Raw genomic sequence first — 24,950 nt, 5'->3', positions numbered from 1 at the left:
GCTCGCTCAGGTCGAAGGGGGCCGATGCCTCTTGGGCCGCTCTTGCGGCCACTGTGAAACAGCGCGCGACGATTTCAGGCAGCCCACGCGTCGCTTTAGCGACACTGGCCGAGCCGCCGCTTCAGCGGCGGACCCGCACGTTCCTACTTGAGCACTTCCGCGAAGTTCGGCACGAGGTAGATGTCGGTCCGGCGGTCCTGAACCCGGGCGGTAATCCGGAGTCCGTCGCGGGAGAAGCGATAGTAGGCGTCCGGCCAGGGCGCGGTGCCCAGCCGAACCGGGGTGCCACCGGTGTCCGGCACGCGATACCAGGCCTGTGTCCAGTCCGATTCCCACACCCCGAGCACGACCGTGCCGTCATTCAGCCAAGCAACATCGGCGAGGTCCTCCTGGCCAAACTCTGCCAGCAGCGTGACGCTGCCATCGACCAGGGAGATGCGATGGAAGACCAGGTGGTTGCCGGACTGGTCGAAGCCGACCGACGCGAACGCCCGCCCATCCGGCGAGGGATCGATACGGGCAATGTTGCCGACCTCGGCCGGGAGCTGGAAGGTGCTGTCGGGCAGCCCGGAAATCCCGATGCGGCGAAAGCTCTCGCGCGTCGGGGTGATGACCAGTCCTCCCCCCTTCGCCGCTTCGAAGCTGACAAATCTATTGCTTCCCAGCGTTCCGGCCGGCTCGGAGCGCCCCGACTCCAGCGCCACACGCGAGAGCGTCACGCTGTCGGCGCCACGACGGGTCGCGAGCAGGATGGCCTTGCTGTCCTGGGTCGGATCGAAGTCCCGCATCAGCACCGGGGGGCCGAGCAGCTGTTCCGGTCCGCTGTCGAACGGCATGACCGAAAACTGCCTCCGGCTATCATCGCCCGGGGCGGGTCGGTTGAGGATCACGTGGGTCCCGTCGGGGGTGATCGTGCTGAAGATCAGACCGGTCGAGACCGCGAGGCGGCGCTGCTCGAATCGCATGTCGGTCGCCTTGGCCCGCCGCAGCGCCCAGACGGACAACTCCGCCGGACCTGACGCATAGGCCAGCATTCCCGACCGGCTGACCGCCGCCCCCGGGTAGCCGCTGACAGGCAGCTGGCGAGCCACGGTATCCGGGTCGGGGGCGATCCGCCCCCGGCTGCTCACCCGGTACCGGAGGAGATCCACCTCACCGGTCACTCCCTCACGCGGCACCTGGACCAGGATGGCGCGCCCGTCCGGGCTCCAGTCAGGCGGAAACGCCGACCCGCGCCCGAAGGACAGGGTGTCGAGCGGCGTGCCGTCGCGGGCCGTCACGATGGCGGCGAGTCCCTGCCCCGTGCGGGTCCTGATCAGCAGACGGGAGCCGTCCGGTGACATGCTGGCCCAGACATCGGTCTGGGGCACCGCTCGGACCGGCAGGCTGTCGTGTGCCACGCCATCGGCGATCGTCACCCAGCGGATCCACCCGATCGAGTCCCCGACGATGGGGTCGCGACTGACCAGGGCAGTATCGCTGGCGAAGCTTGGCCCTCCAAAACAACAGCCGAGATAGCGTGGTGTCCCGCCCAGTGACGGCACACTGTAGACACCCCAGGTCTCGCCGCCGATGGTCCCGAAGAAGACCAGGAACCGGCCATCGGCCGACCAGCCGATTTTCCACACTCCCTGGGCCCCGCGGAGCACCGTGGCGGTCCCTGCCCCCGCAACATCCTGCACCACGATGTCCTTGGTGCAGCGCCCCTCCGCATCGCATTGCCGGGTGCTGTAGGCGATCCGCTGGCCGTCCGGCGACAGGGCAGGTGTCTCGGCGGTGCCGGTGAAGGTGACCTGCACCCGGTCGAGCGGGATCGCGGCCGCGCCGCCGCGTGGGCGGAGCGCGAGCCATCCGATGGCCGCGAGCACCACCACTCCCCGGCCATCGCCGCGGGCATCCACCTTTTCCTACCCGTCGCCTCCTGCCACGCCGTGACCGGTCGCGTCTGGGTCGGCGTCATCCCCCGCTCGGCGTGGCTAGCGGTTCGAGGTTGTTGAGCAGTTCCTCGGCGGTCTGCCACCGGTCGGCCGCCCGCTTGGCGAGGCAGCGCATGATGACCGCCTCGAGCGACGGCGGGCAGCTGGGCCGGTGCCTGGAGACGGGATCGGGGATCTGGGTGACGTGCGCCGCCAAGATCTGCTGTGAGGTCATGCCGGTGAAGGGCGGCCGGCCGGTCAGCAGTTCGTACGCCATGGCGCCGACGGCGTAGATGTCCACCCGGTGGTCGAGGTTGGGATCGGCGGCGGCCTGCTCCGGTGCCATGTAGCTCGGCGTGCCGAGCGCGACGCCGGCGGTGGTGAGCTGCTGGCGGCCGGTGGCCTCGCTCACCGCCTTGGCCACGCCGAAGTCGGTGACCAGCGCGTGCCGGCCGGAAATCATGACGTTGTCGGGCTTGATGTCGCGGTGCACCACCCCCTGGCTGTGGGCGTAGGCCAGCGCGTCCACCACCTCGACGAGGATCTTGACGGCGTCGTGCACCGGCAGCTCGCCTACGCGGGCCAGTCGCTCACGGAGTGACTCACCGTCCACGTACGGCATGACGAAGTAGAGGAAGCCACCGGCCTCGCCGGAATCATGAAGGGGAAGGATGTGGGGGTGTTGCAGGCGGGCGGCGACCTGGATTTCGCGGAAGAAGCGCTCGTTGCCGAGGGTGGCGGCCAGCTCCGGGCGCAGCACCTTGAGCGCCACCTGGCGGCCGTGCCGCAAATCCTCGGCGAGGTACACCGTGGCCATCCCCCCCGCGCCGATTTCCCGCTCGATGCGGTACTTGTCGGCGAGGGCGGCGGTGAGGCGCGCGAGGGTGTCGGTCAATCGATGCGCTCCGGGTCGATGCTCGATCGGTGGCTAAAGCCACCGCTCGGCTGATGTCGCTGAAGCGACGTGGATTCCACGCTCGCTCAGATCGAAGTGGGCCGATGCCTCTTGGGCCGCTCTTGCGGCCACTGTGAAACAGCGCGCGACGATTTCAGGCAGCCCACGCGTCGCTGCTCGATCGGTGGCTAAAGCCACCGCTCGGCTGATGTCGCTAAAGCGACGTGGATTCCCCGCTCGCTCAGGTCGAAGTGGGCCGATGCCTCTTGGGCCGCTCTTGCTGCCACTGTGAAACAGCGCGCGACGATTTCAGGCAGCCCACGCGTCGCTTTAGCGACACTGGCCGAGCCGCCGCTTCAGCGGCGGACTCGCGCGACCTAGTCCGCCCAACCCTACCGCGCCCCCTCCAGGTCCCCGACCTTCGCCAGCTCGGCACGCACGCTGTCGCGCTGTGGAATCTTCGACGGTTCCGGGTCCACTCGCATCCTGAGGTAGTTGCGGTAGGCGCGGATGGCGTCGGCGCGGTCGCCAAGCTTGGCGGCGTATTGCCCCTCGAGCCGGTACGCCTCGGCAAGGCCAGGCGGCTCCGGTTCGCCGTTGGGACTGAACCGCCGCCGCACCGCCCGGAGCGCCCGGTCGGTCCGGCCTTGCTTCTCGTACAGTCGGGCCAGCTGGAGTGAGGCGACCGCGCTGAAGCCCTCCCGACCCCGCCAGAGGGAGTCGGCGACGTCCAGGAGGCGGTCGGCGTCGGGCCTGCCCTCCTCGACGGCTACCCATGCTTCCACGAGAGGCGCCCAGTGGTACCAGAACCCCTGCAGGGTGTCCTTGGCCGCCGCCTCCCTGGCCTCTTTCAGCACCGCCGGGGCCACCGAGAGGTCGCCCTGCGAGAGGCGAAGCGCGTTGTACGCGCCCGGATTGTCCGCCACCATCGCGCTGTCAGGCTCGTTCCCGCCGTACCAGATCGCGCCCAGCACCGACTGCAGGCGCGCGGCGCCCGGATTGATGGTGCGCAGGGTGTCCAGCCAGCGGTTCGCCTCGTTCGGCTTGCCTCCGTTGAGCAGGTAGAACCACCGGCTGAACGCCATGTCATTGCGCTCGGCGCGGTTGGTGGCCAGCTGGTGGACGACGTCGAGCAGCTCGGGCTGGTTGGCAATCGTGACGCTGTCCCTGGGGTTCTGGAACAGGATCGCGCGGGGGGTGTTGATGGGCTGGGACGGGAGGGCGGCCAGGAACGCCTTGACGCCTGCCGCATCCCTGGACGACTGCAGCAGGTCCCACCGGGCGGCCGGGACGCTTTCGGCCGTCGAATCGAGCGCAATCTGCCGGCGCGTCCAGAGCCGTTGCGCCGCTGTGTCGCCGGTGACAAAGCTGAGCCGCGCCAGGTGGGTGATCGGGCCGCCGTAGAGGGAATCAAGGTCAAACGCTTTCTCGAACGCCTGCCGTGCACGGGCCTCGGGATCCGGAATGTCGGCCAGTCGTCCGCCGTGAAAGAGCGCGTCGCCCAGCCAATACCAGGCGTCGGCGCTCTCCGGCATCGATTGCGCCGCCTTTTCGGCGTCGGCGATCTGGACCTGCCAGGGCGTTTGCATCGGATACATCGAGCCAAGCCGGAGGGTCAGGAAGGCCTGGTCCTGCGGATTCAGCCGGTCGCGGTACTGCCAGGCGAGCTGCCGGACCCGGTTCATGTCGCCGGCGGCGGGATGCCACCCATCGGACTCGATCAGGGCGGAAAGCGCGAGGGCGAAGGTCGAATCCAGCTGGACGGCGCGCTCCAGCAGCGGCGTGGACTTGTCGAAGGCGGCACGGCGGTAGGCGGTCACTCCGTCGAGGTAGGCGCGGAGGGCGTCGAGGTTGGTGGTGGTGAGGGCGCTCAGCTGATTCGACGTGGCGCCGGCGCCGAGCGCCAGGAGCTGGGCGGTGAGCCGGTCCACCAGCACGAAGAGACTGTCCTTCGGCCCGTCCACGGTCGTTTGGGCCACGGTGCGGCCGCTTGGTACCGCCACCAGCGAGGCGCTGATGACCAGATGATCCGGCGGCCCGACGATGCTCCCTTGGAGCACGCGCCCCGCGCCAATCTTCCGGGCGACGCGGTTCACCGCATCGCCGGGGAGGTCGTCGGTGTCGCTGCCGCCGGCGTCGCGCACCGCCGCCAGCACCGAGCGGGTATCGGCGGCTCGAGGGCCGCCTTGACCAGTCAGCTTCGCCTGCAGCAGGTCCACCATCCCCTGGCGGAGGTATTGCACGCTCTGGTCGGCGCCCGCCACCCGGAAGGGCAGAACTGCCACGACATTGGCGTCGAGCGGCTGGCCGCCCGATCCCGCCCACGGCTTCCACATGAATAGCGCCACCGCGGCCACCACCACCGCCCCGGCAATGGCGTAGGTCCGCACTGACTTGCCGGTTCCACCCGTGGCGACTGCCTTCACCGGCTGGGTGTGGGTCGGGGTGACGCCGCCACTCGGCATCGCCAACGGCTCGAGCGCGGCCACCAGTTCGTCGGCGGTCTGGAATCGGTCAGCGGGCCGCTTGGCCAGGCAGCGCATCACGGCGGCTTCGAGCGCGGGTGCCAGTCCGGCGCGCTGCTGCCCCACCGGCACCGGCGTCTGGGTCACATGCGCGGCCAGCGTTTGCTGCGGATTAAGTCCGGGAAAGGGCTGGTGCCCCGTGAGCATCTCGTAGCCCAGCACGCCGAGGGCATAGATGTCCACCCGTGCATCCATCTGGGGGTCGGCGGTTGCCTGCTCCGGGGCCATGTAGGCGGGGGTGCCGAGTGCCACGCCCGCGCTGGTGAGCTGCTGGCTCCCGGAGGCCTCGGTGACGGCCTTGGCCACGCCGAAGTCCATGACCATGGCATGGCGGCCGGAGAGCATCACGTTTTCGGGCTTGATATCCCGGTGGACCACGCCGGCGCGATGTGCCACCGCCAGCGCTTCCGCGATTTCGCTCAGGAGGCGCACCGCGTCGGGCACCGGGAGCTCGCCGGTCCGCGCGAGGCGATCCCGGAGCGTCTCGCCCTCAACGTAGGGCATGACATAGTAGAAGAAGCCCTCGGCGTCGCCGGAGTCGAGGAGGCCGAGAATGTGCGGGTGCTGCAGGCGGGCCGCGACTTCGATTTCCCGGGCAAACCGGTCGGGGCCGAGGGTGGCCGCCAGCTCCGGGCGCAGGACCTTGATGGCCACCTGGCGATGGTGCTTCAGGTCCTCGGCGAGATAGACGGTGGCCATCCCGCCCTGGCCGAGTTCCCGGATGATGCGATAGCGTCCGGCCAGCGCGGCAGTCAATCTGTCGTGTGTGTCGGTCATCAGCTCGTCGCGAGGGGGGGAGATAGAGACTGGGAAGTTACGGGAAACACGAGGGGGGCGCCAGACGGCGCCCCCCTCGCTTGACCAGTGGGATTACCCGCGAGCTTTCACGGGTCAGTTCACCGAGTATCCCTTCCCCGTCAGACAGGCCGTCATGGCACGGCTGAACGTCGCCATGTTCTGCTTTTCCTTGTTCTGCGCCGCCTGCGCGCCGGCCACCTGGGCCTCCTGCTCGGCCTCCTTGCGGGCGCGTCGGCCTGCCAGCCCGCCCAGCACGGCGCCAATCGCCGCTCCCTCGCCGGTGTTCCCGGCAATGGCCCCGATGGCGGTGCCGGCCGCGGCGCCCTTGGCCCCGCCCACCACGGCCGCACCCTGGGTTGCGGCGTTCATCTTTTCCGCATACACCTTGGCGGCGGAATCGGCGTTGGGCGCCGGAGCCATCGGGTTGATCCCGGTCTGCTGAACCGCCCAGTTGTAGCAGGCCGCCTCGTCATTGGTCTGCTGTGTGGTGCTCTGCCCCTTGGCCGGGAAGACGTACAGGCCGAGTTGCTTGGCCAGCGCGGTGACGTTGCCGGCGGTGGCTTCGTCGGCCGGCGTCTGCGCGGAAGCGACGCCTGTGACGCAAGCGGTCAGGGCAACCATCGCTGTGATACGCGTGAAGCTGTTCATGATCTGCTCGTCGTGGTTGGTTGAAGTCGATTTCCTGCAATCACCGCCGCCGCCCACCCCCCCCGCCAAAACCGCCGCCCCCGCCGAAGCCCCGGTTGAAGTTGCCGCTGCTCGCGGCCCGGGTGTCGCCGGCGCCGCGCGCATTCGCCCAGCTGTTGGCCTGCTGCTTCTGGGCGTCGCTCATGCTGGCGTTCTGCCACCCGCCGTTGGCCGACGGTTGCTGCCAGCCGCTCGGCGTGCTCTTGTAGACGTTGCCGTTGGATTCTGCATAGACATTGTTCCCGGCGTGCGCCACGTAGTTGCCGTCTGAACCCATGGCGCCCACCGATTCGGTGCGGCCGGTGTTGGGGTTGTACACGGCGCCCTTGGTGGCCGAGACCTGCTGGCCGGTGTAGGCGTTGCCCGCCGTGGTGTGCACCCCGGCGGCGGCGGCGCCGGTCTTGTTGTTGTAGGCCGCGCCGGCACTCTGCGAGGCGTAGCCGCCGGTGTAGGCGTTGGCTTCGGTGTTGCGCGCCCCGACGGTGGAGGTGCCGGTCATCGAGTTGTAGGACTGTTCCGTCTGATGCGCGTAGCCGTTGCCGGTCCAGGCGTTGTAGCCCCCGGAGGTGCGGCTCACCGCGCTCGTCGAGCCGTACTGATGATAGACATTCCCCGTGGTGCCGGCCCAACCACCCGGGCCGTAGTACGCGGCGCTCCCATGGGGACCGTAGGCGTACCCGTGGTAGGGGGAGTACGCCCCGTAGTACGGCATCGGCGCGTAGCCATAGTGGTAGTACGAGGAGCCGGCAGCATAGCCGAGGGCGAACGCGAAGGCCCAGCCGGCGTATGGCGTGTAGGTCATGGTGGCGCCATAGCCGTAGGTCATCGGCGGCGGGTAGTACACCGTGCCCACGTACGCGGGATAGGTGTATCCCGTGCCGTAGACGACGGTGCCGTAGGGTGTCAGGTACGCCCCGTAGTAACCGGGGGTGTACCCCACATACACCACGGTGCTGGTGGCGCCGTACACCTTCACGTAGGTCACGTAGTAGAGCGGGGAGCTGGGCGGGATGGAATAGATCGTCGCCGGGACGGAGGTGGCCACCGTCCACGGGCCGTTCGCCGACGTTGCGGTGAACCAGATCCCGCTCTGCAGCGCATACCACGAACTGGCGCTGACCATGATCACCGGCGTGCCGGTGTTGACGACGTACTGGAGCGGGGTGTCGGGGATGGCCTGCAACTTTGGTGTCCCGCCGTCGTACACCGGCTGGTCGAGGTGCGCCGAGTCGCGGTACACGGTCGCGGTCTGCGGCACCTGGTTCTCGATGACCGCCTCCTGGGCCTGCGGCGTGCCCGGCACCGAGGCGAGCACGTTCTCCATCGGGCTGTCATAGGGAATCTGGGCGAACTCGCCCGGGAGGCTGTCGGCAGGGACAAAGGTCCAGGGCCCCTTGGTGGACGGCGCGCTGAACCAGCGGCCCGAGAGCAGCACGTAGGCGGTCTGGGTGTTGACCTCCTCGAACACGTACATGTTCGTGTTCGCCACGTACAGGAGGCTGGTGCCCGGGATCGCCTCGTAGTTCGGTGGGCCGTCGGTCACGATCAGTTCGGTTGGTGAGGTCGCCACGTAGATGCTGGGTGGCGTCGTGTTCTTGAGCGTTGGCTTCGGGGTGGAGTCGGTGGCCGCGCCGGTCAGCATGTCCACCTGTCCCGCCTTGGCGGCCGCCTGGGCCGCCGTCTGCACCGCGGACGGGACCTTCTTCGCCACGGTCCACGGCCCGGCGAGCGCCGTGGCGGTCATGAAACCGTCGTACACATGGAGCCAGTAGGCATCGTTGTTGTCGCGGGCCAGGAAGGCGGTGGTGTTCACGACCCGCATCACCGGCTGCCCCGTCACCGCGACGTACTTCGGTGCCCCGTCGATGCTGATCAGGATGCTCGGCTGGGCGGAGAAGATGATGTTGGGCGGGTCATTCTGGATCGGGACCGTCTTGGCCTTCTGCTGGTCCTGCTCGGCGGCCAGGCTGAGCGTCAGCCGGTCGAGCGATACGTTGTCGAAGCTCACCGGCAGCACCAGCGTCAGCGCCGCCGAGAATCCGGCCTCCTGGGCACCGGCCATCGGAAACTTGGCGCTGGTCACCGCGACATCGGTGATGTCGACCAGGCGGGTGTCCTTGTTGACGGCGGTGACGCCCTGCATGTGCATGACCCCGAACGTGGGCTCGGCCATGCCCGGCGCCTTGATGGCGACTGCGGCGTGCGCCCGGATCAGGTTGTCCTGCCAGGCGTCGACCTGCGGCTGGTAGATGGTGATGCTGTCGCCGGAGTAGAAGAACTGCCTGGGCCACCCGGTCTCGGCTGGGGTGGCAGCGGTCTGGGCGGTGAGCGGTGCGACGGCGAGTGCCGCCAGGAAGGACATCACGGCGGGAATGAGACGGCGCTGGAACGGCATGGTCCTGCCCCTCAGGGGTGGTAGCGGGGTGAATACTCAAATAGTACTAATGCCCCGTCCCTGCCGCTACCATTCGATCGATGCACTCCTGCTATGCCGTAACCGCGCCCGGCCTGGAACGGCTGACCGCCGGCGAACTCGCCTCGGCGGGCGCCGTGGTGGATGCCACCGAGCTTGGGGGCGTGGCGTTCACGGCGGCGCCGGGCGTCCTCTACGCCGCCAACCTGCAGGTGCGGACCGCCAGCCGGATCGTGGTGCGCGTGGCGCGGTTCGATGCTAGGTCCTTCGCCGAACTGGAGCAGCGGGCGCGGGCCATTCGCTGGGAACGGTGGGTTCCGGCGGGCGGCGCGGCGCACTTCCGGGTGACCAGTCACAAGAGCCGGCTCTACCACCAGGACGCGGTCGCCGAGCGGTTGGAGCGCGCCATGGTGTCGGCGCTGCCGGGGGCCCGCCCGGTCCGCGCTCCCTCCGACGCCGACACGCTCGATGATGACGTCGCGGCGCTCCCCGGCGTGCAGCGCTTCCTCGTGCGCCTCGTGGACGACAAATTGACGCTGAGCGTGGACAGTTCCGGCGGTCTCCTGCATCGACGGGGCTACCGACTGGCGTCGGCCAAGGCGCCGATACGGGAGACGCTTGCCGCGGCGATGCTTCTGGCCCTGGAGTGGGACGGCACCGCACCGCTGGTGGATCCGATGTGCGGATCGGGCACCATTCCGATTGAGGCCGCACTCCTGGCCCGGAGGATTCCCCCCGGCTGGCGGCGCCGCTTTGCGTTCGAAAACTGGCCCGAATTCAAGCCGTCGGTGTGGGAGTACGTGCGGGGGGAGGCGGCGAAGGCGATTCTCGAGCGGGCAACCACTGCGATCGTGGCCGCGGATCGAGATGCGGGGGCCGTGGAGGCCTGTGCCGCCAACGCCGAGCGGGCGGGGGTGGCCGGCGACCTGTCTGTCCTTCGCGCCGCGCTTACCAACACCCTCTTTGACTCCGACGTGACGGACCTTCCACCCGGGCTGGTGCTTACCAACCCGCCCTATGGCGTCCGTGTGGGCGAGAGCAGCAGGCTGCGGGATCTCTACGCCTCGCTCGGCAACGCGATGCGCGGACCACTCGCGTCGTGGTCGCTGGGTTTCGTCACATCGGATCCGGCGCTGGCATCGGCGACGGGGTTGGCGCTCGACACGGTACTGGACACGTCGACTGGCGGTCTGCGGATCCGACTCTACTGCGGGCGGACGCGGGGTGGGGGCTAGAGGGTATACGAAGTGACGAGGTAGAGCCGGAGCGCGTCTCCCTTGCCGCCGAACGCATCTTTGTGCCAGCCGTAGAGCACTTCAGCGCCAAGATTGAGGCGCGGGGCCGGGGTGAGGAAGAGGTTGACCGATCCGTAGGTGCCCCGGAAGAGGTCGTTGTAGGCCGGATCAATGTTGTTCTGCACGAGGATCCCGCCCGCCACGGCCGTGCTGTACAGCGACGGCGTCCAGAAATGCTCGTACGCGAGGTATCCGCCGGCGACCGGCAAGAGACTCAATTCACCGTTGTAGACGATCGCGTCGGCGCTGGCATTCCCGATGCCTGTCACGTACCGGCTGATCCCCCGGCCCGCCAGCCCCTGCAGGAAGAGCTTGTCCCGCGCTCCGACATTGAGAATTCCGGAGAGTGCCGCGCCGTATCCCCACTCGGATTGGTTGACGCCATCCTGTCGGTAACGGAGTTCCAGGGTCAGGCCGGACAACTGCAGGTGGCCCCACGGTTTCTCGACGCGCACGTTGACGGCAAGGTTGGGGAGTCGCTGAAACGTCGGCTCGGTCGTGCTGTCTATCGACGCGGTCGGGTACCGAATGTCTGCAGACGGATTCTCGAGTGAGATCTCGGTGCTCCAGGGATGGTCCGCATTGCGCGGTGAGCGATACTGGATCATCGCGACGCGCACGTTGGCGCCGGTCGGCGGTCCATCGAAGTCGGCCACGGGGGGAAACACCGTCAGATCGCTGAACGTGCTCCAGTCCTGTCCGATCAGCAGCCGCCTCGCCGTCACATACGCCCGGCGGAGTCGCAGGACGGCTGTCCCGTCCGGGCCCCAGAAGTCAGCCTCGAGGTAGGCGGTGATGGGCCCCACGGGTGTGTCGTTGGTGGTGCCGCCCAGTCTGAACCTGGTCTGCCGGAGATCGGCGTCCAGGCGAGCTCCCGACCGGCCAGATCCGTCCGTCGGGATCTCGATCGGACTGAACGTCGGGCTCTCCTGCAGCCCGTAGAAGTCCAGGTACCCGTCGAACCAGATGGTGAGACCGACAAAGGCCGTCTGCTTCGGTTGTCCCCCGACGGAGTCCTTGCTCTCGTACTTGATGGCCTGGGCGGAGAGCGGCGCCGCGGCGAAGAGGGCGGCGAGGCAGAGGAAGGAGGTTCGCATCCGGGAATTTTGCCTCCCGAGGTTAGAGGTGCAAGCGGTGCAGGCTTGACCTCTGAACCACCCTTCCGGTTGTCGCACCCATCCCTCACTGCGACGCAGCGGAGGGTGGGAGCCCCCAGTCCTCCGATATGCAAACGGTTGCGGGTTCGCCGTTCAAACCCATGGTATTTCAACGGTTGCCAACGGTGCAGTCGACTGGCACCGCTCCTGCTCTTCTCACTCCCCGAAGTCGACCTCTACCGGAGTGACGAACGATGCAGTTTCCGAATGCCATTCCCTCGCTGACCCCGAACGCCTCGGCCGCCGACCGGCAGGTGCAGGTCGCCTACGCGCGCGCCTGGGAGGCGCTGGTCGAGACGCACCGCACCGAAGCCGCCAGTTTCGTCGAGGCCCTCGCCCCATTCGTTTCCGTGGACGAGGCGCTCGATGCGTACTTCCGGGAAGTCCCGGTCCCCCTCGGCATGCGCGACGCCGTCCGGACCGGCACCTTCCTGCGGCTCGATTTCTCCGCGCTCGAGACATCGACGCCCGATGGCACGCCCAGCGGGTGGGCGCTCCTCAATCCCGGCACCTTCCTCGGCGTGACCCGCCGGATGGCGTCGGCGACGCAGGAGGCGCGCCGCCGGATGACGCTGGCCACCGCCCGCGCCCTCGAGGGGCTGGCCGCCACCCACAAATCGAATGCCCTGATGCTGGCCGGGACCCGCAGCGGTTCGTCGGAGGACGGCGTCCGCCACTACATCCGCACCATGGACCTCCCGGCGCACCAGGCCCAGATGGTCTACCAACAGGCGCTCGCGGCGATGGCAGAGGTGGAACTCGACGCACCGGTGGAAACGGAGGCGGCCGTCGTCGCGGCACCGGCTCCGACCCGCATCCCGTTCCTGAAGGTCTGGGCCAGGGCGAGCTGACGCTCGCGGCGGGGCAGGTAGGCAGCGGGGCAGGGGGGCGTCCGGTTCGGACGTCCCCCCTCTCCATTTTATGGAGAGGGGGACCGGGGGTGAGGTTGAACAGCAAGGCCGTTAGCTTTGTCGCCATGACATCGCCTGCGCCCACCGGCTCCACCCGGTTCTTCCGCGCCATCCGCCGGCACTGCCCCCACTGCGGAGCCACGCCGGTCTTCCATCACTGGCTGCGGATGCTGCCGGACTGCCCGACTTGCGGGCTCCGCTTCGACCGCGGCGAGCCGGGCTACTACCTCGGCGCCATCTGGATCAATCTCCTCCTCGCCGAGGGACTCTCGATGGCGGTGATCTTCACCGTCATCGCCCGCGCCTGGCCCACGCCGCCGTGGGACACGCTGGCGTGGACGGCGCCGCTCGAGGCGCTGCTGTCGCCGTTCGTGCTCTTTCCCTTCAGCAAGACGCTCTTCCTCGCCTTCGACATTGGCTTCCGCCCGCTGACTCCAAAGGATTTCATCGCGTAGTTTCGGCCCCGCCGCCCCGCCTCCTTGCGTCCCGCCCTTTCGCGCGTACCTATTGGAAGGGTCCGCACTCGAAGGGGAAACGTCATGAGCCTGGAACTGTTGCGGGAGATTGGGAACTATGCAGGCCTGGTGGCGGTTTTCGTGGCCATCGTCAGCCTGACCTCGCAGATTCGTCGCCACACGCAGTCGTTGCAGTCGCAGAATTACGCCAAGGCGCTCGAGCGGCTGGGGGCGACGCAGGCCCGCCTTGGTACGAACGCGAGCGCCTCGAGCCTCGTGAGTCGTGGTGTGCGAGACATCGCGAACCTCACACGCGAGGAGCGGATACAGTTCACGTGGATCTTCTACGAGATCTTCGGCACATTCGAGTTCATGTTCCACGAGGCACATGCGGATCGCCTTCCCGCCGAGGTCTGGGGTCGCTGGGCGGCGACGCTCGGGTGGTGGATTTCGTTGCCGGGGGTCGAGGCCTGGTGGCGGGCCAAGCCGACGCCGTATTCGCGGGATTTCTCCGCGTTCGTGGAAAAGTGTATTGCACAGCCCATCCTGGATCAGGCGGCGGTGGCTCGCTGGCAGACATTCCTCGCCGATGACGATGTTGCACCTTCGTCGCAAGGCTGAGTGCTGGTAGGGCATGCCTCCCCCTCTTCACACGGGGGAAAGGGGACAGGGGGTGAAGCGCGTTACATCCATGGCCTCGGCGCCCCGTGCCGCAGCACCGTCCCCATCGCTTCCGCGTACCGATTCCACTCCGCCGCAAGGCGCCGGAGTTCCTGGCGGCCCGAGGTCGTGAGCTGGTAGTAGCGGGCCCGCCGATTCGCGTCGGACCGTCCCCAGTCCGACGTGATCCACCCCTTCCGTTGCAGCCGCCCCAGCGCGGGATAGAGTGATCCCTCCTCGATACTGAACACGCCGCCGGTCACCAGCCGGATCCAGTCGCCCACGCCGGTGCCGTGCGTCGGCTCCCACGCCAGGGCGCGGAGCACGAGGAGGTCGAGGGTGCCAGGAAGCAGGGTCATGGGGGCGAGGTTCGCTCTTCCATAGATGGTCTATGGAGAAACCTAGCCCCGGCCCGCCCTCTGCACTAGACTCCCGCCGTCCGCCGCTCGTCTCTCCCGACCGCCAGTGCGAGGAACTCCGTGACCGCCCCCATCGACCGCATCGACAGCATCTACGGCAAGGACGTCTTTTCCCGGCGCGTGATGCGCCAGCGCCTCCCGAAAGAGATCTACAAGAGCCTCATCCGGACCATCGACGCCGGGGAGCAGCTCGACGCCCAGGTGGCCGACGTGGTGGCCGCCACCATGAAGGACTGGGCCATCGAGAACGGCGCCACCCACTTCACCCACTGGTTCCAGCCGCTCACCGGCCTCACCGCCGAGAAGCACGACTCGCTGGTGAGCCCCGACGGATCCGGCGGGGTCATCTTCAACTTTTCCGGCGCCGAGCTGGTGCAGGGCGAGCCGGACGCCTCGAGTTTCCCCTCCGGCGGCCTCCGCGCCACCTTCGAGGCCCGCGGCTACACGGCGTGGGATCCGACCAGCCCCGCCTTCCTGGTGCGGGGCGAGAACAACGTGACGCTCTGCATTCCCACGGCCTTCGTGTCGTGGACCGGCGAGGCGCTCGACACCAAGATCCCCCTCCTCCGTTCGATGGAGGCGCTGAGCAAGCAGGCGCTGCGGATCCTCAAGCTCTTCGGCACCGACGCCGGCGTCACCCGCGTGGCCACGACGGTCGGTCCGGAGCAGGAGTACTTTCTGGTGGACCGGGAGCTCTACTTCCAGCGCCCCGACCTCATGACCTGCGAGCGGACCCTCTTCGGCGCCCGTCCCCCCAAGGGGCAGCAGCTCGAGGACCATTACTTCGGCACCATTCCGAGCCGGGTGCTGGCCTTCATGTCCGACGCCGAGCTCGAACTCTACCGCCTCGGCGTGCCGGTCAAGACCCGCCACAACGAAGTGGCGCCGGGCCAGTATGAAATCGCGCCGCTCTTCGAGGTCAGCCACATCGCGAGCGACCACCAGATGCTGCTCATGGAGACCCTCAAGCGCGTGGCCCAGCGGCACGGCCTGGCGGCGCTCCTGCACGAGAAGCCCTTTGCCGGGGTCAACGGCAGCGGCAAGCACAACAACTGGTCGATGGCCACCGACACCGGCGTCAACCTCCTCGATCCGCAGGACGAGACGCACACCAACCTGCAGTTCGTCGTGTTCCTGGTGGCCGTGATCCGCGCGGTGGACGTGCACGCCGACCTGCTCCGGGCCTGCATTGCCAGCGCGGCCAACGACCACCGCCTCGGCGCCAACGAGGCGCCGCCGGCCATCATCTCGATGTTCCTCGGCGACATGCTCTCCGACATCCTGTCACAAGTCGAGCAGGGTGTGCCGAAGCGCACGCTCAAGGGCGGGATGATCGACCTGGGCGCCCGGTCGCTGCCGCAGCTGCCGCGGCACTCCGGCGACCGCAACCGCACCAGCCCGTTTGCCTTTACCGGCAACAAGTTCGAGTTCCGGGCCGTGGGGTCGAGCCAGAGCATCGCCTGGCCCAACACGGTGCTCAACACCATCGTGGCGGAGTCGCTCGACTACGTGGCGGGGGAACTCGAGAAGGCGGTGGGTGACAAGCCGACGGCCGCCAAGGTCGAGAGCGCGGCGATGGGCCTGCTCAAGAAGCTGCTCAAGGAGCACAAGCGGGTCATCTTCGACGGCGACAACTACACTCCGGAGTGGCATGCCGAAGCGGAGAAGCGCGGGCTCCCGATGCTCAAGGACTCCGTGGAGTCGTTCCAGGCGCTGTCGGCGAAGAAGAACTACGACATGTTCAAGAAGTACGGCGTGCTCACCAAGGCGGAACTCGACTCCCGCACCCACATCGCCATCGAGAAGTACATCAAGCAGATCACCATCGAGGCGGAGACCATGGTGTCGATGGCGCGGACCATGATCCTTCCCGCCGCCCTGGCGCATCAATCGCTGATGGCGGACGCCGTGGCCTCCACCGAGGCGGCCGGCGTCGAGGACGCCGACTCCCGGACGGCGCTGCAGACTTTCGTCGGTGCAGTGAGCCGGCTTCGGAAGGCGACCGTGGCCCTCGACAAGGTGGCGCAGGCCCACGCCGATTCGCCGATGAAGCACGCCCAGCAGATCAAGGCGAAGGTCATCCCGGCCATGGAGGAACTCCGGCTGGTGGCGGATGAACTCCAGCTGCACGTGGCGGACGAGTTCTGGCCGGTGCCGACCTACCGGGAGCTTCTTTTCCTGAAGTAGGACGGTGTGGAATGGGCAGGGGGGCAGCGGGGCAGGTGGGCAGGTAGAGCCTCCCTGCCTCCCGGTCCCGCCGGCGATTCAACGCACAAACCGGATAGCCCCGCCCCGGGGTTTCTCCTACCTTGTTCCCATGATCAAGTCACCCAGTGCCAAGGCTCCCCCGGGCGAGACGGACCGGTGGGCGGCCGTGCTCGACCGCGATGCGCGGGCCGATGGCCAGTTCGTCTATGCCGTGCGCACCACCGGGATCTACTGCCGGCCCTCCTGCGGATCCCGACGCCCAAAGCGTGAGAACGTAGTGTTTTGCGACTCGCCGCTCGGGGCGCGGGCAGCTGGATTCCGAGCCTGCCTGCGCTGCAAACCCGATGAGGCGGAATTCGGTACCGGGCCCCGTTCGGGAAATGAGGCGGTCCGGCGGGCGCTGGCCTATATTGAGGGCCGCGCTGGAGAGGTCCCTCCCCTCGCGGAGCTGGCCCGGGCCTCGGGCTTGAGTCCGGCGCACCTGCAACGCAACTTCTCCCGGCTGGTCGGGGTCAGCCCCCGGGCGTATGCACAGGCCCTTCGCCGTGAACGCCTCAAGGCGGGGCTCCGGCAGGGCCGTGCGGTGAGCCGCGCCGGGTGGGACGCCGGCTATGGGTCCAGTCGGCAGCTGTATGAGCAGGGCGCCGATGCGCTAGGTATGCCGCCAGCATCGTATCGCGCGGGTGGGGCCGGGGTTACGCTCCGGTACACCGTGGCAGAATCGGTGGCGGGGCCGCTCCTGCTTGCCGCCACCGAGCGGGGACTCTGCGCGGCCTGGTTTGGGCAGGACGATGGTGCACTCGCCCGCGAACTGGCCGGGGAGTTTCCAAGCGCGGAACTGGTGCGGGATGACGGCGCCCTGGCTCCACTGGCCACCGCGGTTCTCCGGCACCTGGCCGAGGGAGCGCCACTCGCGCGGATCCCGCTGGATATCGGCGGAAGCCCCTTTGGGCGGTTGGTCTGGAACCAGTTGCGGCAGATCCCGTACGGGGAAACCCGCACCTATGGCGAGGTGGCAGCGGCCATTGGGCGGCCCGGCGCAGCCCGGGCCGTCGGAACCGCCTGTGCAGCAAATCCGGTGGCGCTCGTCATCCCTTGTCACCGGGTGGTGCGTGCCGATGGGACGGGTGGGGGATATCGGTGGGGGGAGGATCGAAAGCGGGCTCTGCTTGCGCGCGAGGCGCGGGGTGAGATGCCGTGAGCATCATCGGGGGTTACCAACGCCCATGGGGATTCGCAGGTATGCATCGCCGACCGCCGTCGTCACCGGTTTCCTGTTTCTGGGACTCGGCGTACTGGGCTGTACCCCCCTTGGCGGGTGGCTGTACTCCGATCCGACCTTCGCGCTGAGCGGCGTCCGTCCCACCTTTCAGGGCTCGCCTGCCGACACCCTCCAGGTCGTCCTGACCGGCTGCAATCTCAACGACTTCAACGTCGATGGACTCACTATCAACGGCCAGCTTGCCGTGGACGGGGCCGTTGTCGGGTCGCTCCAGAGCAGCGAGGCGTTCACGATGAAGATGCGCGATTCGGTGGACGTGACGGTCTTGCTGCAGATCCCGCGCAGTAACGAGCCGCCGGTGCACGCCAAGGGCGACGATTACGTCATGACCAAGTACGAGCTGACCGGCTTGGTTGAACTGGCCACTCCCATCGGGGTCCGGCGGGTGAGGCTCAACCAGCGGGGGGATGTCCGCTTCGACTCCGCCGGCATGCCGAGCGGGTGGACGGTGCGCAATGCCCGCCCCTGCAAGCCGGGCCAGTCTGTCCTGCCGGGTCAGGGCATGAAGCCGCGCACCCTCGTCGACACCATGTTCCGTCCGCAGACCCCTGGCGTCGGTTCCCCTTCCCAGCGGGACGGCATTTGACCCCTCCGTCCAAGCCGCTTACGTATGCCACCTACCTGAAGGTGGACGAACTCCTGGCGCTGCAGCAGCCGCTGAGTGACGGGCCCGAACACGATGAGATGCTCTTCATCGTCATTCACCAGGTCTACGAGCTCTGGTTCAAGCAGCTCCTCCATGAACTCGGTCGCCTGCACCGCCTCCTCGAGGCCGGCGAGGGGCTGGGGGCCCTGGGCACGCTGAAGCGCATCCTGACCATTCTGAAGGTGCTCGTCTCCCAGATCGACGTGCTGGAGACGATGACGCCGCTCGAGTTCCTCTCCTTCCGGGACCGGCTCGAGTCGGGCAGCGGCTTCCAGTCGTTCCAGTTTCGCGAGTTCGAGTTTGCGCTGGGACACAAGCAGCGCAGCGCGCTGGAGCGCTACCCGGAAGGATCCGCGCACCGGCAGCTTCTCGAGCGGCGGTTCGCCGCCTCGACGCTCTGGGATGGATTCCTCGGCTACCTCTCCCAGGAGGGCGCGGCCATTCCCGCCGAGGCGCTGACGCGGGACGTGACCCAGCCGGTCACGCCCTCGGCCGGCGTGCAGGACGTGCTGGTCTCGGTCTACCGGACCGGCGGCCTGCCGGCGCAGGTCTGCGAGCGGCTGGTGGACCTGGACGAAGGGGTCCAGGAATGGCGGTACCGCCACGTGAAAATGGTGCAGCGCACCATCGGGACGAAGCGCGGCACGGGAGGGTCCGACGGGGCCGAGTACCTGATGCGGACGCTGAACCATCCGCTGTTCCCGGATCTTTGGGCTATTCGGGCGGATCTGTAGCAGCGGATTCACCGCCCCGCCGCCCCGCCGCCCCCCTGCCACGCCGTTGGATCGCCTCTCTCAACAGAAACTCGATCTGCCCATTCAGGCTGCGCAACTCGTCCGCCGCCCACCGCTCCAGGGCGGCATGGACGGCGGGGTCGAGTCGAAGCAGGAACGCCTTGCGCGGAGCCACGGGGCGATCAGTAAAGCGAGCCGGAGTTCACGACGGGCTGCGTGCCTCGTTCGGAGCAGAGCACCACGAGCAGGTTGCTGACCATGTTCGCCTTCCGCTCGGCGTCCAGCTCGAGGATCTTCTTGCTGGAAAGCATCTCCAGCGCGGTCTCCACCATCCCGACCGCGCCCTCCACAATCTTCTGCCGCGCGGCGATGATGGCGCTGGCCTGCTGGCGCTGCAGCATGGCCGAGGCGATTTCCGGTGAGTAGGCCAGATGGCTGATCCGGGTTTCGGTCACCTCGACACCGGCCTTGCCGAGCCGCTCCTGCACCTCCGTGTTGAGCTGCTTTGACACCTCGGCGGTGTGGGTGCTGAGCGCCTCCTCCCCCTCGGTGTGGGCATCGTAGGGATAGGCGGTGGCCAGGGTGCGGACGGCCGACTCGCTCTGCACCTTCACGTAGTTCTCGTAGTCGTCCACCTCGAACATCGCCTCGGCGGTGTCCACCACTTTCCAGACGACTACCGCGGCAATCTCGATCGGGTTGCTGTTGGCGTCATTGACCTTCAGCTTGGCCGTCTCGAAGTTCCGGATGCGGAGTGACACCTTCTTCTTGGCCATGAAGGGATTCACCCACCAGAGGCCCGGCACTTTCACGGTGCCGACGTACTTGCCGAAGAGGGTCAGGACGCGCCCCTCGTTGGGGTTGACGACGAACAGCCCGCCGAGGCTGACCGCCGCCAGAAAGAGGAGCGCAAAGCCGGGCAGCGCCATCAGGGGTCTGTCGGTTGCCGCGCCACGCGTGACGAGCAACAGGCCGAAGGCGGCGGCGGCCAGGATGAGAACCAGGAAGAACAGGCCACTGGCGGCCTTGTATTTGGATTCGCGAATCACGGCAACCTCACGGAGAAGGTGATACCGATATGATATCATATGGCTATCGGATCGTCAAGGGGGGCCGGCGTGCTGGCTGATGCGCTCTACCGGACCCCGAACGCCCTCGCTCCCCAGTACTCCGCGTTCCGTGTGGCCGACCGCCTGTTGCTGACCGGGCACTCGCACCAGGCCTGGCCCGACTGTGCCCGCCACGGCCAGCTCCGCGCCTGGGACGATGCCGCCCAACTGGTGGACCAAAAATGGGAGCGGGCGTTCGCCAAGGCCGACCGGGTGCGACAGGGATTCGCCACGCTGCTCGATGACGCGGACGGCGAGTACGCTCTCGCGTCCAGCACGCACGACCTGCTCCTCCGCTTCCTCTCGGCGCTGCCGCTCCGCGAGCGCCCGCGGCTGGTCACCACCGACGGTGAGTTCCACACCATCCGGCGCCAGCTCGACCGACTCGGTGAAGCGGGCCTCGAGGTGGCGAAGGTGGCCGCCGACCCCGCAGGCACGGTGGCCGAACGGCTGACGGCGGCGGTCGATGACCGGACGGCGGCGGTGCTGGTCTCGGCGGTGTTCTTCCACAACGCGCACATCGTCCCCGGCCTCGACGGCCTCGCGGCGGCCTGTGCGCGGCACGGCGCGGAGCTGTTGGTGGACAGCTACCATGCGCTCGGTGTCGTGCCGATGTCGGTGCGGGCGCAGGGATTGGAGGGAGCGTTCGTGACCGGGGGCGGGTACAAGTACTGTCAGCTCGGCGAGGGCAACTGCTTTCTGCGGATTCCTCCGGGCCGTGCCTTCCGACCGGTCGTCACCGGGTGGTTCAGCGAGTTCAGCGCCCTGGCGGAGTCACGGCCCGGCGCCGTGCTCTATGGCACCGGGGCCGATCGGTTTGCCGGGTCCACATATGACCCCACCAGTCACTATCGCGCCGCCGAGGTGTTCGACTTCTTCGAACAACAAGGGCTCGACCCTGCGTTCCTGCGGGAAGTGAGCCAGCACCAGGTGGGCCGGCTTGCCGAGCGGTTCGACGCGCTCGATTGCGACCCGGCCGTCGTGACGCGGGACCGCACCGTGCCGCTTGGCCAGATCGGAGGGTTTCTCGCCCTGCGTGCCCCGCGCGCCGCCGAACTCTCCGCCGCACTTCGTGCCCGGGGGGTCCTGACCGATGCCCGGGGGGACGCCTTGCGATTCGGGCCAGCTCCATATCTGTCGGATGCCCAGTTGGACGACGCCATGGCGATGCTGAGCGAAGTGGGCCGGTAGTCACTTCACCTTTGCGTCCTCGATTCTTTGGTATTTCATTTGTGTCTGCAGCGACTGCAGTGACCATCTCCCATTGAGGAAGTGATACTATGCCCCGAAGTTCCTGGACCGTTCGCACCGGCCTGTCGGCCCTGGCCGTGATTGCGCTCGCCTCCGCCGCCCAGGCACAGGGCAGCGCCCAGCAGGAGGTGGAGGCCATCAAGACCGCCATGAGCGCCAACGCGGCGGCACAGCGCAACTACGCCTGGCAGCAGACGACGGCGGTCGCGTTCAAGGGAGAGGTGAAGTCCACGACTACCTCCGCCTGCCAGTATATGGCCGGGGGCACGAAGCCCACCTGCACCGTCACCAGCGCCCCGCCGGAGGCGAAGAGGCAGCGCGGCCCGGTGCGCCGGTCGGTCAAGGACTCGAAGGTCGATGAGCTCAAGAGTTACATGGACAGCGTGAAGACGCTCGTGGCGCAGTACGTGCCGCTGAAGGCCGCGGCGATCCAGGCGGCGCAGGGTCGTGGCGACGTCGCCACGGCGCCCAACCCGTCGAACGGGACCATCGCGCTGACCGTGAGCAATTATCTCCAGAAGGGTGACAAGGTCATCATCACCGTCAACCAGACGACCAAGCAGGTGTCCCATGTGGCGGTCGACACCTGGCTGAACGACCCCAGCGCCACCGTGACCCTGGATGTCGCGTTCACGACGCTGCCCAACGGGGTGAGCTTCGCCTCGACCAAGACGCTGACCGCCACCGCGAAGGAAGTCGTGGTCACGATCACCGATGCCGGCTTCGCGCTCGCGCAATAACCAAGGAAAGAGACAGACCATGACTGGAACGAGATTGCCGCGCCGGGCGGCGATGGCCGCGCTGCTTTGCGCGGCCGTGGCGACGACAGCGCATGCGCAGGGTACCGTGCAGGAACGGGTGGCTGAACTCAAGCGGACGCTCGCCGAGAACGCCGCGGCGCAGCGGGCCTACACCTGGATCGAGACGACGGAGCTGGCGCTCAATGGCGACGTCAAGGAAACCAACTCCATGTCGTGCCAGTACGTGGCCGGCGCCGAAAAGCCGCAGTGCACGCAGATTGGCGCCCCGCCGGCGCCCAAGAAGGTGCGCGGCCCCCTGCGCAAGCGGATCGCCAAGAGCAAGATCGCCGACCTCAAGGCGTACATGGACAGCGTCAAGACGCTCGTGGCCAAGTATGTGCCGCCCGAGCAGGAACTCATTGCGAAGGCGCAGCAGCGGGGGGATGTGTCGGTGGCGCCGAACCCGTCGAACGACACATTCAAGGTGACGGTGAGCAATTACATCCAGCAGGGCGACGCCGTCGCCGTGGTGGTGCACAATGAGGACCACCACCTGGCGACCCTGGCTGTTGCCACGTGGCTCAACGACCCGAGCGCCAAGGTGTCGCTGGATGTCGCATTCACTACCCTCGCCACCGGCGTCAGCTTCCCGGTCAAGAAGGTCCTGACGGCCTCGGCCAAGGGCGTCGTGGTGACGATCACCAGCAGCAACTTCGCGAAGGCCGTGGGGCAGTAACCGTCGTGGAGTTGGGTGCCGCGCTCAGGGAGTGAAGCGCGCGGCACCCGCTGCCGGTGTCCACGGAGTGTCCGGCTCAAAGTACGCCCACAACAGCGCCGACACCTTCCGCAGCAGCACGTAGCCCTCGTTTGACGAATCCCAGCTCTCGTCGACCTGGTTCTTCGTAATCACGCAGAAGACGTAGTCCCCCGCCGGCGCGTTCACCAGCACCACCTCGGAGCGTGAACGGTCGACCGCGCCCTGCTTGGAGGCGGCCTGCACCCAGGGCGGGATCTGGCTCACCGCCTCGCCGTTCCAGTAGGTCCGCGTCAGCATCCGGTACATCTGCTGGTCGGCGGCGGGGCTCACCGCCCGCTGCTCCCGGATCATCACGAGCAGCTCCGCCATCTCGCGCGGCGTCGTCTGTCCCCATCCATACTGCTTCCAATTGTCCTGCCGCCCCGGGGTCCGCGAATTCATGCGGGTCGAGTCCATGCCGTGCTGCGTCAACCACTGGTTGATTTGCACACCGGTGCCGGCGAGCGACTGCAGCCAGAGCGATGCCGTGTTGTCGCTCATGGTGAGCATCAGCATGGCTACCTTGGCCAGCTCAATGGTGCTGCTGTCCTGGACCAGCGCGAGGAGGTCGTCCTCCTCGGAATAGGCGAGCGAGTCGGTGTAGGTGAGCTTCTGCAAGAACGACAGGTTGCCGTCTTCCATCGCCTGGAACGTCGCCAGGAGGATCGGCACCTTGATCATGCTGGCCGTCGGGAAGAGCTCGTTCGCCCGGATGGCGGCGGTCTGACCGGTGCGGAGGTTCCGGACGTAGACGCCCACATCACCATGGAATCCTTGCACCGCCGTTTCCAATTGCGATTGCAGCGTGGCGTCGGGTTTGGGTGTGGCGGGTGGAGCGGTCAGGGACGCGGGCGCGGTGGCGCAGCCGGTCAGCACGGCCACCAGCCAGAGGATCGACGCCGGGCGAGCAGGGCGGTGCATCAGGGACTCCTGAAGTGGAATGGTGCGTCGAGTGCGCGGAGGACCGCCGCGTCACGGTGATAGACATCGGGCCGAAAATTCACCGTGCCGTCCCGTGCCGACCACGCCGTCCAGTACAGCACAACCACGGGCACAGCACGGGGCAGGGGGATGGTCTGCTCGCTCCCCGCCGCCACCACGCTGTCCAGTGCCTCCGCGGTCCACGGTGAGCCGTCGAGGAGCAGCGCCGCCAGCGCCATCGGGTGCTCGATGCGGATGCACCCCGAACTGAAGGTCCGCTGCGGCTTCCGGAAGAGCTCCCGTGCCGGCGTGTCATGGAGATACACGGCGTAGGGGTTCGGGAACATGAACTTGATCCGGCCGAGGGGGTTTCCGCCACCCGGCGCCTGCACGACACGGTAGGGAAAGGTCCGCCCCCGATACCAGTTCCAGTCGATCGTGCTGGGATCGACGACCTCGTCCTGCCGGTCGAACACCTGCATGGCGTGCGTCGCGAGGTAGGTCGAGTCCCGCCGCACCGCCGGAAACACATCCTCGTCAAGGAGCAACTCGGGCACCGTCCACGTCGGGTTGACGACGAGATAGGTCATCGTCGCGCGGAACTCCGGCGTCTGCCGGAACGGCTGTCCGACAATGGACGGGGCCTGCCACGCGAGGGTGTCGTTCCGCACGAAGTACGATTCGAAGCCGGCGATGTTGACCGCGACGTAGGTGCGGCCGAGATCGCGCAGGACCCACCGGCCCCGTTCCAGGCTCACGCGCAGCGTCTGAATGCGCGCCGCCACCGGCACGTTCAGCTGATCGCGGGTGCGCGGACCCAGGACACCATCGGCATAGAGGCCGTTGCGCGCCTGGAAATGCGCCAACGCCGCGGTGAGCTCCGGTGTTGCCACGGCGCCGGTATCGGATGCGGTGAGCGGGTCAAGGTCGCCTGTCAGGGCCAGCCGTCGCCGCAGCGCCGGAATCCGCGAATCACTTTGCCCTTCCTCCAGGTTCGGGCCGGCCGGGATCGGCTCCCATCCACCGCTGGCTTCCAGCGCCCGATACCGGGCGAGGTCGCTCCGCAGGCGGAGGTAGAGCGGGTGACGGGGTGCGAGCGCGGCGATGGCTGCCGGCATCGTGTCCGACGTGG

Annotated in this window: 21 protein-coding genes; 11 read left to right on the top strand and 10 right to left on the bottom strand. The window is 67.8% G+C overall.

Going from position 1 to position 24,950, the window contains the following annotated elements; genetic code table 11:
* Positions 1–143 precede the first annotated feature (143 nt).
* The 5 genes from R2910_09200 to R2910_09180 all read right to left on the bottom strand — a co-directional run bounded on the left by R2910_09200 (position 144) and on the right by R2910_09180 (position 9,216).
* Positions 144–1,901 carry a hypothetical protein gene (locus R2910_09200; GenBank protein MEZ4413146.1) on the bottom strand — a complete coding sequence of 586 codons (1,758 nt, stop codon included), beginning with the start codon at positions 1,899–1,901 and terminating at the stop codon, positions 144–146.
* 55 nt (positions 1,902–1,956) lie between these two features.
* Positions 1,957–2,811 carry a serine/threonine-protein kinase gene (locus R2910_09195; protein MEZ4413145.1) on the bottom strand — a complete coding sequence of 285 codons (855 nt, stop codon included), beginning with the start codon at positions 2,809–2,811 and terminating at the stop codon, positions 1,957–1,959.
* A 392-nt stretch (positions 2,812–3,203) separates the two neighbouring features.
* Complete coding sequence (locus tag R2910_09190) at positions 3,204–6,113, bottom strand: protein kinase (protein MEZ4413144.1); 2,910 nt, start codon at positions 6,111–6,113, stop codon at positions 3,204–3,206.
* Between the two features lie 114 nt (positions 6,114–6,227).
* On the bottom strand, positions 6,228–6,782 hold the full coding sequence (locus tag R2910_09185) for a hypothetical protein (protein ID MEZ4413143.1): 555 nt from the start codon (positions 6,780–6,782) through the stop codon (positions 6,228–6,230).
* 40 nt (positions 6,783–6,822) lie between these two features.
* On the bottom strand, positions 6,823–9,216 hold the full coding sequence (locus R2910_09180; protein MEZ4413142.1) for a hypothetical protein: 2,394 nt from the start codon (positions 9,214–9,216) through the stop codon (positions 6,823–6,825).
* Between the two features lie 80 nt (positions 9,217–9,296).
* On the opposite strand from R2910_09180, the gene R2910_09175 reads away from it, so the two are divergent.
* Complete coding sequence (locus R2910_09175) at positions 9,297–10,469, top strand: hypothetical protein (GenBank protein ID MEZ4413141.1); 1,173 nt, start codon at positions 9,297–9,299, stop codon at positions 10,467–10,469.
* Here R2910_09175 and R2910_09170 read toward each other — a convergent pair.
* On the bottom strand, positions 10,466–11,626 hold the full coding sequence (locus tag R2910_09170) for a DcaP family trimeric outer membrane transporter (GenBank protein ID MEZ4413140.1): 1,161 nt from the start codon (positions 11,624–11,626) through the stop codon (positions 10,466–10,468). The two genes, R2910_09175 and R2910_09170, sit on opposite strands and share 4 nt — an antisense overlap.
* A 254-nt stretch (positions 11,627–11,880) precedes the next feature.
* Between R2910_09170 and R2910_09165 the strand changes: the two genes are divergently transcribed.
* From R2910_09165 to R2910_09155, 3 genes are all read left to right on the top strand, one after another.
* Entirely contained in the window at positions 11,881–12,537 is a 657-nt protein-coding gene (locus tag R2910_09165) for a hypothetical protein (protein ID MEZ4413139.1), read from the top strand.
* A gap of 125 nt (positions 12,538–12,662) precedes the next feature.
* Complete coding sequence (locus R2910_09160; GenBank protein MEZ4413138.1) at positions 12,663–13,052, top strand: DUF983 domain-containing protein; 390 nt, start codon at positions 12,663–12,665, stop codon at positions 13,050–13,052.
* Between the two features lie 84 nt (positions 13,053–13,136).
* Positions 13,137–13,673, top strand: coding sequence for a hypothetical protein (locus R2910_09155; GenBank protein ID MEZ4413137.1), 537 nt, complete (start codon positions 13,137–13,139; stop codon positions 13,671–13,673).
* A 62-nt stretch (positions 13,674–13,735) separates the two neighbouring features.
* Here R2910_09155 and R2910_09150 read toward each other — a convergent pair whose 3' ends face one another.
* Positions 13,736–14,071, bottom strand: a complete 336-nt coding sequence (locus R2910_09150) for a PadR family transcriptional regulator (GenBank protein MEZ4413136.1) — start codon at positions 14,069–14,071, stop codon at positions 13,736–13,738.
* A 120-nt stretch (positions 14,072–14,191) separates the two neighbouring features.
* Here R2910_09150 and R2910_09145 point away from each other — a divergent pair, with 120 nt between their 5' ends.
* The 4 genes from R2910_09145 (at position 14,192) to R2910_09130 (ending at position 19,001) form a co-directional block, all read left to right on the top strand.
* On the top strand, positions 14,192–16,318 hold the full coding sequence (locus R2910_09145) for a glutamine synthetase III (GenBank protein ID MEZ4413135.1): 2,127 nt from the start codon (positions 14,192–14,194) through the stop codon (positions 16,316–16,318).
* A gap of 130 nt (positions 16,319–16,448) precedes the next feature.
* On the top strand, positions 16,449–17,540 hold the full coding sequence (gene ada, locus R2910_09140; protein MEZ4413134.1) for a bifunctional DNA-binding transcriptional regulator/O6-methylguanine-DNA methyltransferase Ada: 1,092 nt from the start codon (positions 16,449–16,451) through the stop codon (positions 17,538–17,540).
* Positions 17,541–17,565: 25 nt separating this feature from the next.
* Entirely contained in the window at positions 17,566–18,207 is a 642-nt protein-coding gene (locus R2910_09135; protein MEZ4413133.1) for a hypothetical protein, read from the top strand.
* Positions 18,204–19,001, top strand: a complete 798-nt coding sequence (locus R2910_09130; protein MEZ4413132.1) for a tryptophan 2,3-dioxygenase family protein — start codon at positions 18,204–18,206, stop codon at positions 18,999–19,001. The genes R2910_09135 and R2910_09130 overlap by 4 nt, the downstream gene beginning before the upstream one ends.
* 182 nt (positions 19,002–19,183) lie before the next feature.
* Here R2910_09130 and R2910_09125 read toward each other — a convergent pair whose 3' ends face one another.
* Complete coding sequence (locus R2910_09125; GenBank protein ID MEZ4413131.1) at positions 19,184–20,050, bottom strand: SPFH domain-containing protein; 867 nt, start codon at positions 20,048–20,050, stop codon at positions 19,184–19,186.
* A 39-nt stretch (positions 20,051–20,089) separates the two neighbouring features.
* Between R2910_09125 and R2910_09120 the strand changes: the two genes are divergently transcribed.
* The 3 genes from R2910_09120 (at position 20,090) to R2910_09110 (ending at position 22,837) form a co-directional block, all read left to right on the top strand.
* The gene (locus tag R2910_09120; GenBank protein MEZ4413130.1) at positions 20,090–21,301 is read left to right on the top strand and encodes a hypothetical protein; all 1,212 of its coding nucleotides are present in this window, start codon (positions 20,090–20,092) and stop codon (positions 21,299–21,301) included.
* Positions 21,302–21,390: 89 nt separating this feature from the next.
* The gene (locus tag R2910_09115; protein ID MEZ4413129.1) at positions 21,391–22,101 is read left to right on the top strand and encodes a hypothetical protein; all 711 of its coding nucleotides are present in this window, start codon (positions 21,391–21,393) and stop codon (positions 22,099–22,101) included.
* A gap of 19 nt (positions 22,102–22,120) precedes the next feature.
* Positions 22,121–22,837, top strand: a complete 717-nt coding sequence (locus R2910_09110; protein MEZ4413128.1) for a hypothetical protein — start codon at positions 22,121–22,123, stop codon at positions 22,835–22,837.
* 24 nt (positions 22,838–22,861) lie between these two features.
* Here R2910_09110 and R2910_09105 read toward each other — a convergent pair whose 3' ends face one another.
* Positions 22,862–23,818: a serine hydrolase gene (locus R2910_09105; GenBank protein MEZ4413127.1), complete on the bottom strand. Its 957-nt coding sequence runs from the start codon at positions 23,816–23,818 to the stop codon at positions 22,862–22,864.
* Positions 23,818–24,950, bottom strand: a 1,133-nt coding sequence (locus tag R2910_09100) for a L,D-transpeptidase family protein (GenBank protein MEZ4413126.1), incomplete at its 5' end; no start/stop codon positions are given. The genes R2910_09105 and R2910_09100, both read right to left, overlap by 1 nt.

Source organism: Gemmatimonadales bacterium (assembly GCA_041390145.1).
Taxonomy (GTDB): domain Bacteria; phylum Gemmatimonadota; class Gemmatimonadetes; order Gemmatimonadales; family GWC2-71-9; genus SPDF01.
Note: the sequence above shows the minus strand (reverse complement) of the source record. Positions and strands in the feature narration are given on the sequence as shown.